Source organism: Domibacillus sp. A3M-37 (assembly GCF_024213455.1).
Lineage (GTDB): Bacteria > Bacillota > Bacilli > Bacillales > Domibacillaceae > Domibacillus > Domibacillus tundrae.
In genome coordinates, this window is record NZ_JANAVL010000001.1 from 84,782 (window position 1) to 98,732 (window position 13,951).

Genomic DNA, 13,951 nt, shown 5'->3' on the forward strand with positions numbered 1-13,951 from the left:
CTCCTTTACGCGCGAAATGACCGCAGTTGTTCGTTAATTGCCTTTGTTTGATCATATACTCTCTGATAAATAGAAAACAGTGATTGATATTGCTTTGCCCGTTCCGAATCTGGCTTAAACGTCTGTTCTTCTTTAATGAATACATCTGCGCACTGTTCGAGAGAGTCAAACATTCCGCTTCCAGCCGCCGCAATCATCGCAGCACCCATCGCCGGCCCTTGTTCGTTTTGCAGCTTCACAACTTTGGCATCGAAAATATCCGCCTGCATTTGCAGCCATACATCATTTTTCGCCCCGCCGCCGATTGAAATCACCGCGTCGACCACTTTTCCTTCATTGCGGAACATTTCAATAGATTCCTGTAAAGAGAACGTAATACCTTCCATGACGGCTCTTGCAAAGTGGGCTCTCGTATGGGCACTGTCAATGCCAATGAAACTTGCCCGGATGACTGAATCCGGATGAGGCGTCCGTTCACCGACTAAATAAGGAGTATACAGGAGCCCGCCAGCGCCCGGCGGAATGTCTCCAACCCCTGCCAGCATCTCATCAAACGACTCATCTTTCGCAAAAGTGTCTTTAAACCATTGCAGGCTATGACCGGCGGAAAGCGTCACACCCATTGTATAAAACGCGTTCTTTTTACCGTGGTTAAAAAAGTGAACCTTCCCTTCAAAATCACGGGCAGAATCGTCCTCATGCGCTAAAATGACCCCTGATGTGCCGATGCTGCACATCGTTTTCCCCGCGCTTAAAATACCGGCGCCAATTGCTCCACACGCGTTGTCCGCGCCGCCCGCAAAAACAGGCGTTTCTGCGCGCAGCCCGGTTTGTTCCGCAATAAACGGAAGAAGTGTACCCGTTCGCTCGGTTGAGTCGACAAGTGGCGGACAAAGAGAAAAGGGAATATGAAATGCTTCACAAATCGTTTTACTCCACTCCTTATTCATGACATCCAATAAAAGCGTCCCAGCCGCATCCGAGTAATCCATATGAGCGTTCCCGGTCATTTTCAGGCGCACGTAATCTTTTGGCAGCAAGAAGAGGGCCGCTTTTTGGAACAGTTCCGGCTCGTGTTCCTGCACCCAGCGGATTTTTGGAAGCGTAAATCCTTCCAGTACCCGGTTTCTTGTAATAGCCAGCATCTTTTGACCAAGCGTTTCGGTGATCTCTTCGCATTGTTTCGTTGTCCGTGTATCATTCCATAAAATTGCTTTTCGAAGAACTTGATGCTGCCCATCAAGGAGTACAAGCCCATGCATTTGGCCGGAATAACTGATACCCATAATGTCTTCCGCCGGTACGTTCGCCTGCTTCATCATCTCCTGCAGAGCCTCAATCGTTCCCGTTACCCAATCATCCGGATTTTGCTCACTCCAGCCTGCCCGTTCATGAAAAAGCGGATAGCTTTTTGATGCTTCCGCGCAAATGTCACCTGCCGAATTTACTAAAATTGTCTTCACCGCACTAGTACCGAGGTCAATCCCGATTACGTATTTCATTTTTTCCGCTCCTTTGAAAAAGGGACCGGATTCCCCCAGCTCTTAGGTGATTTTCCGGTCCGCTTTTATTTTTTTATTTTAGTTCCCCAGCAAATACTGGTTCAGGATCGCTTTTAAGTTTTCCTGCCGTCCTGAACGATTTTGAATCTGGCTGTTTTCGAGTGCATATTTTTCAAGCGAATGGAAATCAGCGCGCCCTTCCACGACCTCAAGGCCAATGCCTGTTGTGTAGCTGCTGTAACGGTCGGCAATCGCGTTTTCAAATGCTTTGTCTTCAATTAATCGATGCGCTGTTTTTAAACCAATGGCGAATGCATCCATGCCGGCAATGTGCGACAAGAACAAGTCATCTGCTTCAAAGGAAGCACGGCGCACCTTCGCATCAAAGTTCAAGCCGCCCTTGCCAAGCCCGCCATTTTGCAAAATTTCGTACATCGCAAGTGTAGTGGAATAAAGATCGGTTGGAAATTCATCTGTATCCCAGCCAATAAGCGGGTCACCCTGGTTCGCATCAACCGAACCAAGCATGCCATTAATGCGCGCTGTGCGAAGCTCATGCTCAAATGTATGACCGGCAAGCGTTGCGTGATTCGCTTCCAGATTTAATTTAAAATGGCTGTCGAGTCCATATTGGCGAAGGAAAGACAATGTTGTTGCCGCATCGGTATCGTATTGGTGCGTTGTCGGCTCTTTTGGCTTCGGCTCAATTAAAAATTGGCCGTCGTAGCCGATTTCTTTTGCATAATCGACCGCCATATGCAGGAAGCGCGCCAAGTTATCAAGCTCGAGTTTCAAGTCCGTATTTAATAATGTGTCGTACCCTTCACGGCCGCCCCAGAACACATAGTTTTCCGCACCAAGAAGCTTCGCTGTTTCCAATCCCTTTTTCACTTGCGCCGCCGCATAAGCGAAAACATCCGCATTGCTGCTTGTTGCCGCCCCGTGAACGAAGCGTGGATTCGTAAACATGTTGGCTGTGTTCCAAAGAAGCTTCACATTGCTCGTTTTCATATAATCTTGAATCATCGATACAATAACATCAAGATTTTCATTTGTTTCTTTTAAATTACTGCCTTCAGGTGCGATGTCGCGATCATGAAATGCGAAATAAGGTGCACCTAGTTTTTCATATAATTCAAATGACGCCTCAACACGCGCTTTGGCGAGATCCATAGCGGAATATTTATTCCATGGGCGCTGCATCGTGCCGGCACCGAATGGATCGCTGCCGTTCGCTGTGAATGTGTGCCAATAGGCGATTGAAAAACGAAGCTGTTCTTCCATCGTTTTGCCGCCAATGACTTCTTTCGAATTATAATGCTTAAATGAGAATGGGTTTTTAGAATGGGCTCCTTCAAATTGAACTTTATTTACGTTTTCAAAATACATAGTAATGCCTCCCTTTTTATGTTTGTTGTTTGGTTAAACTAACTTAATTAGTATCTTAGCAGAATACGCTTTCATTTTTCAAGCTTTTCGTTATAATAAAAGAGAACTTTATTTAAATAAACAACAAAGCGAGTGGCAAATATAATGATTGCAGATCAAAACTTAGTGAAAAAAATGAATAAGCGGCGGCTTTTACAGGAGGTTATTCATCATTCTCCTATTTCACGCGCGAATTTATCAAAAACGACCGGCTTAAATAAGTCTACCGTGTCCGCTCAAATTCAAGAAATGGTCGATGAGAAATTCATTTTCGAAATCGGGCAGGGCCAGTCAAGCGGCGGGCGCCGTCCTGTTATGCTTATGTTTAATAAACAAGCGGGTTATGCCATCGGCGTCGACATTGGTGTGGATGATATGACCGTTCTTTTAACCGATTTGGATGGATCGATTGTAACCGAACGTTATTTCGATTTAAAACAATCTTCGCCGGACGAAACAATCGCTCTTCTTTTAACAACGAATCAACAGATGATCGACACAATGCCCGCTTCTCCATATGGCCTCATCGGCATTGGTATTTGTGTGCCCGGGCTTGTGAACCGTGAAGAACAAATTGTCTTAACGCCAAATACACACTGGAATGGCGTTGAATTAAAAAAAATAGTCGAAAGTACATTCAACGTACCGGTCACGATTGAAAATGAGGCAAACGCCGGCGCGTATGGCGAAAATATATATGGAGCAGCAAAAGCATATGATGATTTTATTTATATCAGTGTCAGCACAGGCATCGGCGTCGGACTCGTCCTTGGCAATGAACTGTACCGCGGCGTCCACGGTTTTTCCGGTGAGATGGGTCACATGACCATTGATTTTAATGGGCCAAAATGCAATTGCGGAAATCGCGGCTGCTGGGAGCTGTATGCTTCGGAAAAAGCGTTCCGCCAGTCATTGCCCGGAGAGTGGAATGATGATGAAATCGCCTCCCGCCTTCAGAAAAATGATGTTGAGCTGTTCCGAGCGCTTGAAAACTTTGGTCATTATTTAGGCATCGGACTCGTTAATATTGCCAATACATTTGATCCGGAAGCCGTCATTTTACGCAATCCGCTGATTGAATCCAATCCATTTGTGCTGAACGCGTTGAAAAACACACTGTCATCCCGCATGAATGTCCGCTTCGATACAGAATGCGCCTTCCTACCTTCAACGCTTGGAAAGAATGCGCCGGCACTTGGGGCGTGTTCGATGATGATCGAGCAGTTTATTAACGGCATTACCGCATAAACTTCTGCAGCTTGGGCTGAAATATAAAAAAGAGGGCCGGATTCCCGTGCTCCTGGGCCGGAAAAATGTTTTTCCGCCCTTGGCGCCATGGATTCCGGCCCAAAAATCATTATTCCGGCTTAAAAACAGCTCTTGGTTACCATGTAATCGTATTTCCACATACGTATTTATCCGGTCTAACAGTTCATCCGATCTAAAATTTCTTTCATTGTAATCGTTTTCAATATGATCGTAAAACGGAATTTCCACAAAAAAAAACGCCACAGCGTGAATAGCTGTGACGTTTCTTTTTCCTAGCAATCTTCCACCACGATATAAGCGGCCTTCACAGGTCCATGCACGCCAACCACGAGGTTCATTTCGATGTCGGCGGAGTTGCTTGGACCTGTGATGAAATTAATGCACGAAGGAATGGTTTCCCCTGCCTGAACGCGGCGGGAAATTTCCTGCGCCGCCTGCGTCATGCGCGGGACAATCGTGCTTTTCGGGATAATCGCAATATACTTATGCGGCAGCAAGCTGACAGAACGGCCTTTTCCTGCACCGGAAAATAAAACGACTGTGCCGGATTCCGCAAGTGTCATGTCACTGAACGTAATGCCGATATTCGCCCGTTCCGCTTCCGCCACATTTTCCTTGCCACGGGCAGCATCCCATTCGTTTACTTCAACGTTGCGTGCCGGCCACGTTTCGTTGATCAATCCGCCAAGACCAAACTCAGCAAAGCGCGGATCCTGCCAAATGGAGACCGGGCCACCGCCATATAAATTAACCGTCGCTTCCAGTACGTCTGCTAATTTTTCGCCGGTCGTTTCAATAAGTTCTGTATGAATAAGCTGGCATTGGTCGCGAAACACGTTCATCAGTTCGTCTGGTGACTTGTCCGCAAGTGTTTTATCCTGCGGACGGAATTGCCAGTTTCGCTCCGGCTTCACGCTTGTATTGCGGCTGCGGCCGAGCTGAGCGGCCACGTTATTTAAAAAAGAATCACGGTGGTGGATCATTTTTCCCCGCCTCCTTTTTCATGTTCTTTAAACCAGTCACGGAACCGTTCTTTGTTCGGCGCTGGAAATTCGCGGATTTCCGTCCACGCTTTCAGCGGTCCAGGCCCATTTGAAATACGGTCGTTTTTCGTAAACGGCTTCATCATCGCAGAGGCCATCTTAGAGCCGGCCGCATACATCGGATTAGATGCTGCGCCAAGCCCGAATGCTTTCATCGCCAGTTTTTCTGAAATCGGAGCGCGCCCTTCCCGCTCGACGATAACTTGCCGATGCTTATGCAGCAGCTCATGCAGTGGAATTTTCACCGGACAGGCATCCGTACAAGCGGCACAAAGCGTTGATGCGTAAGGCAAATCCTTAAAGTCATCGTAGCCCCCGAGAAGTGGTGTGAGCACAGCGCCAATTGGTCCTGGATAAATCGAGTTGTAAGAGTGGCCGCCAATATGACGGTACACCGGGCAGACATTAATGCACGCCGCACAGCGAATACACTGCAGCACCGACTGAAATTCCGTTCCTAAAATTTTCGAACGTCCGTTATCCACGATGACAAGGTGGAATTCTTCCGGTCCATCAGCGTCCCCTTCCTCGCGAGGGCCTGTCAGGGCTGTGATGTAGCTTGTTAATTTCTGACCGACTGCACTGCGTGTCAGCAGGCTCACAAGCACGTCGAATTCTTCAAATGTCGGCACGATCCGCTCCATGCCCATTACCGTAATTTGCGTTTTCGGCATGTCTGATACAAGACCCGCGTTTCCTTCGTTTGTCACAAGTCCCACAGATCCGGACTCCGCGATCGCAAAGTTGCAGCCGGTGATGCCGATGTCCGCTGTTAAAAATTCCTGGCGCAGCTTTTTACGAGCATGAAGCGCCAGTTCTTCCGGTTTTGATGTGAGCTTGTAATCAAGCTTTTGGGCAAACACGTCGCGAATTTGTTCTTTGTTTTTATGAAGCGCCGGCGTGACGATGTGAGACGGTGGATCATGCTCATCAAGCTGTAAAATGTACTCGCCGAGATCCGTTTCGATCACTTCGCACCCTTCATCTTCCAAAATTTGATTTAAGCCGATTTCTTCTGTGACCATGGATTTAGCTTTGACCACTTTTTTGCCATTTTTCCCGTTGACGACTTCCCGAATATACGAATTCGCTTCATCAGCCGTTTCAGCAAAAAACACGTGCCCGCCGCGCTTTTGAATATTTTCGGTCAGCTCATGCAAATAGTAGTCCAGGTTATCTAACACGTGCTTGCGGATTTCTTCTCCATGCGACCGCCACTCTTCCCAGTTGCCGAGTTCTTCCGCTGCATCGAGCCGGCGTGTGCGGAGCCGTTCCTGTGCGCCGGCCACCGCGCCGCGCATAAACGTATCTTCCATATTTTTATTGACGTTGTCTTTAAATTTGCCTTCACCGATTTTCATTGCCATGTTGTTATCCCCCTCACCGGCTGTTTAACACTTCCGCGATGTGCATGACGCGGATTGGTTTTTCTCTTCGTTCAATTCGGCCGCCGATGTTCATTAAGCAGCCTCCATCCGCGCCAATTAAGAAGTCTGCTTTTGTTTGTTCTGCTGAATCTACTTTTTCGTCAACCATCTGCTCGGAAATATTGCCCATTTTTACAGAAAACGTGCCGCCAAAGCCACAGCAGTTATGCGCATTTGGCAGAGGAACAAACTGAAGCCCCTCAACGTTTTGAAGCAATGTCATCGGTGCGTCTTTTACACCAAGAAGGCGTGTCATGTGGCACGATGGATGATAGGTTGCCACACCGTTCAGCTTCGCCCCGACATTTTTCACTTTCAGCACGTCGACAATAAATTCAGTCAGCTCATATGTTTTCGCGGCCAATCTTTCCGCACGCGGATGCCAAACCGGGTCATCATGAAAAATGTACTGGTATTCCTTGAACATCGTTGCACATGAACCAGAAGGCGTCACAACGACTTCCGCGTTTTCAAATGTTGCAATCATTTTTTTCATCGCGTCTTTTGAATCTTCTACATAGCCCGAGTTATATGCCGGCTGGCCGCAGCACACCTGCCCCATTGGAAACTCAATGTCACAGCCGAGCCGTTCAAGCACTTCTACTGTTGCTTTGCCCACATCCGCTTGAAACATATCGACGATACATGTGATAAAAAGCGTAACCTTCACGTTGCTCACCCCAAAAGTAAGGTCATCTGATGACCTGTATAATATGATTTCTTTTTATGATACAACAAACGCTTTCATTTTCCAATGGTTTTCTTGCATACAAAAAAAGCCGGCTTATGTGCGGCTTTTTCCTAAAATGGTGCGATGTTACCTGGGTAACGAGCAATTTTTTCATAAGTGGTGCGAAAGCAGATGAAATGGTGCGATTTTGATGAATTTTGTGCGAAATCACTCAAAATAGTGCGATGTCAATTCATTTTCATATAGTCTCGCAACACGTTTTCGACATAGTCCAAGTGAGCGGCCATGGCTGTACGGGCTTCTTCCGGATTACCTGCATGAATCGCTTTGAAAATAGCATCGTGCTGCTGATTTAACTGTTCAACTGTGGCACTCGCTTCGTATAAACAAATGCGCCGCGTTTCCCGCATTGATTCGGCGGTCATATCGGATACATGATTCATCAAGCTGAGCAGTAAATCGTTTCCGGCTGATGAGGCAATCGCTAAATGAAAGGCCAAATCCGCTTTTTCTCCTTTTTCTGGATCGCCCGAATAAGCGACCATGTCGGAAAGAGCTTCATTCATCGCCGCAATATCTTCATCTGTACGACGTCTTGCAGCCGAAACAGCAATGCCTGTTTCTAAAATTTTGCGTACTTCCATCAAGTTTTGCAGATCTGCCTGATTCATTAAAAGAGCACGTTGCAGCGGAAAGGCAATCCCTCCAGGTTCAAATGCTTTTACGTACGTGCCTTCTCCCTGCCGCATTTCAATAAGCCCCATCGCTCGAAGTGATGTGAGTGCTTCCCGAATCGCAGACCGCCCCACTTGAAAGCTTTCAGCCAGCTGCTGAACAGAATCAAGCTTTTCACCCGGCTGTAGTTCACCAGAGCGAATCGAATCAAGCAGCGTGTCCGCTACTTCTTCATATATTTTTTTCGGTTTAATTTGTTTATATTTCAACGTCGACCTCACCTCTCGTCTATTATATACACAACAAAGAAAAATTTTTATTGATTTTTTGAAAACGTTACCCGTATAATCAAAACAGGTCATCTGATGACCTAATCAATTTATAATTGAAATCGCTTACTTGGGGAGGGAAAAAAGAATGAGCTTGCTTGCATTATCACTTATTTCGATTGTGCCCATACTAACCATTATGTTTTTTCTAGTTATTTTAAACTGGCCGGCAAGCCGCGCAATGCCTGTTGCGTTAGTTGTTACAGCCGCCCTTGCCTTATTCGTTTGGGGGACGGACGGCAATGTTGTTGCAGGTGCTGCCTTTAATGGCGTCATTACTGCTTTGGAAGTTATCTTTATCGTTTTTGGTGCTGTTCTTTTATTAAACACCGTAAAAGAAAGCGGTGCCATTAATACGATTCGCCGCGGTTTCACCAGCATTTCACCAGACCGCCGCATTCAGGCAATTATTATCGCCTGGCTGTTCGGTGCATTTATCGAAGGTGCCGCTGGATACGGGACACCTGCTGCTGTTGCTGCACCACTTCTTGTTGCCATCGGTTTCCCGGCGATGGCAGCTGTTATGGTAGCTTTGATCATTCAAAGTACCCCGGTTTCATTCGGTGCAGTTGGAACACCCATTCAAATTGGTGTCAATACAGGATTGACGGATCAGCCGCTTGTTCTTTCATCTCTGCAAGGAACAGGAATGAACTATGCAGAGTATTTAATGTACATAACGTCTAATGTGGCAATGATTCATGCGATTGTTGGAATGTTAATTCCGTTATTTGTCGTAGCAACACTGACTCGTTTCTTTGGACCAAATAAATCATTCCGTGAAGGATTGAAAGTATGGAAATTCGCCCTATTTGCCGGAATTTCCTTTACTCTTCCTTACTACATCATCGGCGTGCTTCTTGGTCCGGAATTTCCTTCGCTGCTCGGTGCGCTTGTTGCGTTGTTGATCGTTGTTCCAGCTGCGAAGAAAGGCTTGTTTATGCCAAAGGATGAAGTATTTGATTTTGCGCCAAGAAGCCATTGGGAGGAAGACTGGTTCGGCAAGCTGAATCATGAGCCGGAACGCGAAGAAGGATCACAGCGGTCAATCTCAATGGGCATGTCGTGGCTTCCGTACATTTTGGTTGCCGGGCTGCTTGTTGCATCGCGTACAGTCGAGCCTTTAACGGCGGCTTTAAAAGCGCCTGCTCTCGTGTTCGAAAATACATTCGGCTCTGGCATTACAACAACGTCAACGCCGCTTTTTTTGCCGGGCTTTGTTTTTATCGTTGTGTCTGTTTTGACCTTTTTCCTTCATAAGATGAACACAAAAACGTACACAGCCGCGTGGAAAAATTCATTTAAAACGGCTGTTTCAGCCGGAGTCGCCCTTATTTTCGCCGTCCCGATGATCAAAATTTTCTTGAACACGTCGCTTGCGGCGGATAAAGTTAATGCAGCAACAGAGTATTTAGCTGGGCAAAACATGCCGCTTATTTTGGCGGAAAGTGTATCTATTGTTGCCGGTGATTTCTGGCCGATCGCGGCACCTGCCGTTGGCGCACTTGGCGCTTTTATCGCCGGAAGCAACACATTCAGCAACATGATGTTTTCGTTGTTCCAATTTGGAGCGGCCGGCAATATCGGTCTTGATGTGCAGCAGTCCGGCATTGTTGTGGCGCTTCAAGCTGTCGGCGGTGCGGCCGGTAATATGATTTGCGTGCATAATGTTGTCGCAGCTTCCGCGACAGTCGGACTAATCGGTAAAGAAGGTGCGCTCATCCGCCGTGTCCTCCTGCCAATGACATATTATTTGCTTGCTGCCGGATTCCTCGGCATGGCGATTATCCACGGAACAATCAACGTATGGCTGATTATTTATGCGGTCATTGTGATCGCTTATCTTGCCCGTTTAATGACAGCGAAAAACGGCTTAACAACAGCAGCTGTCCGTTAAAAAAAATCCGCCCTGGTTTTTCCGGAGGCGGATTTTCATTTGCGCTTCGCATACCATTGGTAAAACTGAATTGCCGTTTGAAAAGGTACGTCTTTCAATGTCGTATAATCAACCGGTTTCGAGCGATTGACAATCTGAATCGTTGCCACCTTCCACTTTCGCTGCAATATGCTCTCTTTCAATTCAATTTCCTGAATTTTCTCACGTGTCGTAATGAGCAATTCGGTTAAAAGAACCCCGGATTTCATCTGTAGGAATGAGCCATTGATTAAATAGCGGACCTGCTTAAACTCGAGCCATCTGCCAAACAGCAGCAGCATAAGCAATATCGGCGAACCGTACCAATAAGCCGGCTGCCACCAAAGCAATATAATTGTAGCAATCATCCATAGATAACTTGGCCGCATGAGCTTAATCCAAAGTGCCTCGCGTGGAAGCTTTTCCATCTCCATTTCTATTTTATATTCCGGAAGCAGTTCTTCTACGATACGCGCTGCTTCCCCCACTGGTAAAAATGGAAACAGTGAATTCGTCTCAAGCTCTTCTTCTCCTGTGTTTCCGGCACTGATCAGCTCCACCTCGACCAGTCCAAACCATCGTTTTAACAGCGATTGTTTCCATTTTACCGCTTGCACTTTTTCTTTTGTAATCGTAAAAAGCGTTTCGTTCAACACACCTTTTTTCAAGTAAATCCGTTCCTCATCCGACATAATTTTAAAGTTCCCATAGCGTAAATAAGTCGTAATGATGCCAGCCGCCGCACCGAATACAAAAAAAGCGAAAATAATCGGAACGAGCAGCCAAAGCGCATCCATCACATAATCAGCCACTTCGTGTGTCAATCCACCCAGCTTAAAGAATTCATCAATTGTGAAATAAACGGAAGCGAGAATCGGAATAATCGCAAAAAAACTAAACGAAGTAAACGATGCTTTGAAAAGCTCACGGCTGGTCACGCTAAAATGAACCGTTCGTGTATCTTCTTCCATTTCCTCGTTCAGCATTTGTTCAATGCCATCTGCTTCTCTTAACAGGATCATATCAAGTTTTACAGATGCTTCGTCCCCGCCTGTTTCAAGCGATAAAGATGTCATACGAAACAGCTTGTGAAAAAAGGATGTGTGCCGGTGAGCGTTTTGAATGCGTTCAAGCGGCACGTGCCGTTCTGACTTCACGAAAACGCCATTGTGAACGTGAAGCGTCTGCTCACGAAATTCATACCGGAACGTCCACCACGTTAAAACCGCTCCAATCATGCTGAACAGGATAAAAATGAAAAAACCATATCGGCCCCAAACGACCCACTTCGCTTCAGCAGCCGAATGAAAAACAAATAAAAAGATGGCGGGGAAAAATAAATTTTTCACCATATAGGACATTGAGAAAAGAATTCGAATGGGATGAAGACGCTTTTTCATCCTATTCGCCATCCTTTACTTGCGCAAGCCGGGCAATTTGTTCCCGCAAAGCAAGCGCTTCTGATTCCGGCACAGCCGGAATATGATGAGACGACGCCATCGTGCCAATTTGAATATTGTATAATCCATACTTCCGCATAATCGGCCCTTGATTAGTCGTGACATATTCCACTTTTGTCATTGGAACAAGCACGTGAACGTGTGTCAGCGCTCCATGCTTCAGCTGTATGTACTCTTCGCTTACATCGTAGCGCCACGTGCTCTGTAAAATGGCCGGTTCCACACCAATCGAATAAATACCGGATAAAACCGTGAGCCCAACCAGTCCATACAGCACCCAGCCGATCCAGTTCCACCAATGAAACGCTATATCCATTCCGATCAGCGCTGCCAAAATAAGCAGCGCAATAACGTGGCCAATCATCCGGCTCATCCGCCACATGGCCACTGCACGTGAGGAAATACACTGTTCCGGTTCTTTTATTTCTTTTTTCATCAATCATCCACTCCATTCGCTCCTCTTTTATACGAATGAAGTAACATTTTGTTTCAATGATTGCTCATATTGGCATTACTTTTTATTCATCCATTCCTCTTTCAGCTGTTCTGCATAGGTTGATAAATTCAGTTTTGCTTTTTCAGCCACGTCTCCTTTTAATGAAGAAACAAACTTATCTAGAAAAGAAAGCGCCTGTTTTTCTTTTTCTTTCTAAATTACTTGAAAATCATTTTCAATTACTTATTGACAAAATTGGAAGAAGCGGATAAGATAATAGTTGTAACCGGTAATGATAATCATTATCACTTTAGCTTTACCCCACCGATTCATCGTGCATTGTTTGGCGTTCCGAATGCCCATCCGGAACGCCCCCTTTTTTGTTTGTTTTTAATGTAATGTAAAGAATATGTAAATATAGCGAAAATTCGTTTACCCTTCTTGAATTCGGGAAATGGAATAGTGCTTTTCATCTTACATTTTCTGAGGAGGTTTTCGGTTTGGATTCTATTTTAAAGAAAAAATTCGTTACTGGCGGGATGGCTGCGTTTTTGACACTTGGTGTTTTGGCGGGCTGTGGCGCTGAGGAAGAAGAAACAGATACCGGCACTGACATGGAAGAAACGGAAACAGAAGACACAGAAATGGAAGATACAGAAACGGAAGAAGAAACAGAATAACGAAAATGAAAAGCCCGGATCATTATGTGATCCGGGCTTTATTGCGATTATTAAACTTTTTCCATACTAAATAGATAATCCGATAATGACTGGTGTGAACAAGATGGTTGGCATAAATCAAAGAAGGATATTAACCGTTTCGATGTTCAAAAACCGGGGTGCACCGAAAACTGAACTGCTCTTTCTTATTTATTTTCCAAATCCTAAATGAACCAGCGCTTGAGGCAGGCCGTGGAACGTTTTGATCTGGCTGAAGTTTAAACCTAAGTGAATAGCGGTCTGCGCGACTTCCGGACGAATGCCGGAAAGAACGGTTTCCACTCCAAGCAGCTGAAGTGATTGTGTTAATTGAAACAACTGATTGGCCACAAAGGTGTCGATGTTGTTCAGGCCGGAAAGGTCCATCACAAGATGCGTTATGTGCTTTTGGACACATTTTACCGGAACGGACTCAAATAAGGACGCCGCACGCCTTTCATCCATTATACCGATTAATGGCAATACGGCAATTCCTTTTGATACGGGAATAACGGGCGAGTCTATTTCTTCAATCAGCCTTTCCTGCCCTTTTAATCGACTGCGGGTCAGCCGGTAATACTGTGTGGAAAATTCGCTAATGAGCATATCCAAAATCGGATGATAGATCGCACTCCAGCGTAATACATCCTTTTTTTCAATTTCTTCGCGGACCAGACTGTAATCTGCAATAAAATCCCAAATAAGGTTTCTCGTTTTATTAATTGCGGCAATTACTTCGTAAAGGGGCGTATCCCATTCAAGCCGGCTTTGGACCACAATTTTTGTCCACTGAGACAGGTTTTCGTCAAACAATTCTTGATCTGGAAGAAATCCGCTCGCAATTGTCTGAATTGTAAAAAGGTGCTGTTCCCTCAGCTGTTTTTCAATGGCTGTATCGGCATTTTTCGCATAAACGGATCCGTCCATTTTTTGACGAGTATCAAACCATTTTTTGCTTATATCTGTTGCTTTTTCATTGATTTCTTCATAAAGTGCCCGATCTTTTCGATCCATATCATCATCCCCTATCTCACGCCTCTTTCCTTATTATACCGCTTTCCCTTTTTATGTGAACGAT

The 13,951-nt window shown here is 45.7% G+C and carries 12 protein-coding genes; 3 read left to right on the plus strand and 9 right to left on the minus strand.

Annotation, left to right across the window (positions count from 1 at the left end; all coding sequences use genetic code 11):
• Positions 1–5 precede the first annotated feature (5 nt).
• Positions 6–1,502: a xylulokinase gene (xylB, locus tag NLX67_RS00455; protein WP_254309938.1), complete on the minus strand. Its 1,497-nt coding sequence runs from the start codon at positions 1,500–1,502 to the stop codon at positions 6–8.
• A 78-nt stretch (positions 1,503–1,580) separates the two neighbouring features.
• Entirely contained in the window at positions 1,581–2,891 is a 1,311-nt protein-coding gene (gene xylA, locus NLX67_RS00460) for a xylose isomerase (RefSeq protein ID WP_254309939.1), read from the minus strand.
• Positions 2,892–3,032: 141 nt separating this feature from the next.
• On the opposite strand from xylA, the gene NLX67_RS00465 reads away from it, so the two are divergent.
• Entirely contained in the window at positions 3,033–4,178 is a 1,146-nt protein-coding gene (locus NLX67_RS00465) for an ROK family protein (protein WP_254310470.1), read from the plus strand.
• A gap of 293 nt (positions 4,179–4,471) precedes the next feature.
• Here NLX67_RS00465 and NLX67_RS00470 read toward each other — a convergent pair whose 3' ends face one another.
• The 4 genes from NLX67_RS00470 to NLX67_RS00485 form a co-directional block, all read right to left on the minus strand.
• A complete protein-coding gene (locus tag NLX67_RS00470; RefSeq protein ID WP_254309940.1) occupies positions 4,472–5,182 on the minus strand; it encodes a LutC/YkgG family protein in 711 nt (236 codons plus the stop codon).
• Positions 5,179–6,609, minus strand: a complete 1,431-nt coding sequence (locus NLX67_RS00475; protein ID WP_254309941.1) for a LutB/LldF family L-lactate oxidation iron-sulfur protein — start codon at positions 6,607–6,609, stop codon at positions 5,179–5,181. The genes NLX67_RS00470 and NLX67_RS00475 overlap by 4 nt, the downstream gene beginning before the upstream one ends.
• A 13-nt stretch (positions 6,610–6,622) precedes the next feature.
• Positions 6,623–7,339, minus strand: a complete 717-nt coding sequence (locus NLX67_RS00480; RefSeq protein ID WP_254309942.1) for a (Fe-S)-binding protein — start codon at positions 7,337–7,339, stop codon at positions 6,623–6,625.
• Positions 7,340–7,587: 248 nt separating this feature from the next.
• Positions 7,588–8,304, minus strand: coding sequence for a FadR/GntR family transcriptional regulator (locus NLX67_RS00485; RefSeq protein WP_256519478.1), 717 nt, complete (start codon positions 8,302–8,304; stop codon positions 7,588–7,590).
• 148 nt (positions 8,305–8,452) lie between these two features.
• Between NLX67_RS00485 and NLX67_RS00490 the strand changes: the two genes are divergently transcribed.
• A complete protein-coding gene (locus NLX67_RS00490) occupies positions 8,453–10,261 on the plus strand; it encodes an L-lactate permease (RefSeq protein WP_254309943.1) in 1,809 nt (602 codons plus the stop codon).
• Between the two features lie 35 nt (positions 10,262–10,296).
• Here the strand turns inward: NLX67_RS00490 and NLX67_RS00495 are convergent, their stop codons facing one another.
• Complete coding sequence (locus tag NLX67_RS00495; protein ID WP_254309944.1) at positions 10,297–11,679, minus strand: PH domain-containing protein; 1,383 nt, start codon at positions 11,677–11,679, stop codon at positions 10,297–10,299.
• A 1-nt stretch (position 11,680) separates the two neighbouring features.
• A complete protein-coding gene (locus tag NLX67_RS00500; RefSeq protein ID WP_254309945.1) occupies positions 11,681–12,175 on the minus strand; it encodes a PH domain-containing protein in 495 nt (164 codons plus the stop codon).
• Positions 12,176–12,675: 500 nt separating this feature from the next.
• Between NLX67_RS00500 and NLX67_RS00505 the strand changes: the two genes are divergently transcribed.
• Entirely contained in the window at positions 12,676–12,855 is a 180-nt protein-coding gene (locus NLX67_RS00505; protein ID WP_254309946.1) for a hypothetical protein, read from the plus strand.
• A gap of 189 nt (positions 12,856–13,044) precedes the next feature.
• Here NLX67_RS00505 and NLX67_RS00510 read toward each other — a convergent pair whose 3' ends face one another.
• The gene (locus NLX67_RS00510) at positions 13,045–13,887 is read right to left on the minus strand and encodes an STAS domain-containing protein (protein WP_254309947.1); all 843 of its coding nucleotides are present in this window, start codon (positions 13,885–13,887) and stop codon (positions 13,045–13,047) included.
• Positions 13,888–13,951: the final 64 nt, after the last annotated feature.

Bases quoted from the DNA above. Each gene is read 5' to 3' on its own strand.
- xylB (WP_254309938.1), bottom strand. From the start codon at position 1,502: ATGAAATACGTAATCGGGATTGACCTCGGTACTAGTGCGGTGAAGACA.
- xylA (WP_254309939.1), bottom strand. From the start codon at position 2,891: ATGTATTTTGAAAACGTAAATAAAGTTCAATTTGAAGGAGCCCATTCT.
- NLX67_RS00470 (WP_254309940.1), bottom strand. From the start codon at position 5,182: ATGATCCACCACCGTGATTCTTTTTTAAATAACGTGGCCGCTCAGCTC.
- NLX67_RS00475 (WP_254309941.1), bottom strand. From the start codon at position 6,609: ATGGCAATGAAAATCGGTGAAGGCAAATTTAAAGACAACGTCAATAAA.
- NLX67_RS00490 (WP_254309943.1), top strand. From the start codon at position 8,453: ATGAGCTTGCTTGCATTATCACTTATTTCGATTGTGCCCATACTAACC.
- NLX67_RS00495 (WP_254309944.1), bottom strand. From the start codon at position 11,679: ATGAAAAAGCGTCTTCATCCCATTCGAATTCTTTTCTCAATGTCCTAT.
- NLX67_RS00500 (WP_254309945.1), bottom strand. From the start codon at position 12,175: ATGAAAAAAGAAATAAAAGAACCGGAACAGTGTATTTCCTCACGTGCA.
- NLX67_RS00510 (WP_254309947.1), bottom strand. From the start codon at position 13,887: ATGGATCGAAAAGATCGGGCACTTTATGAAGAAATCAATGAAAAAGCA.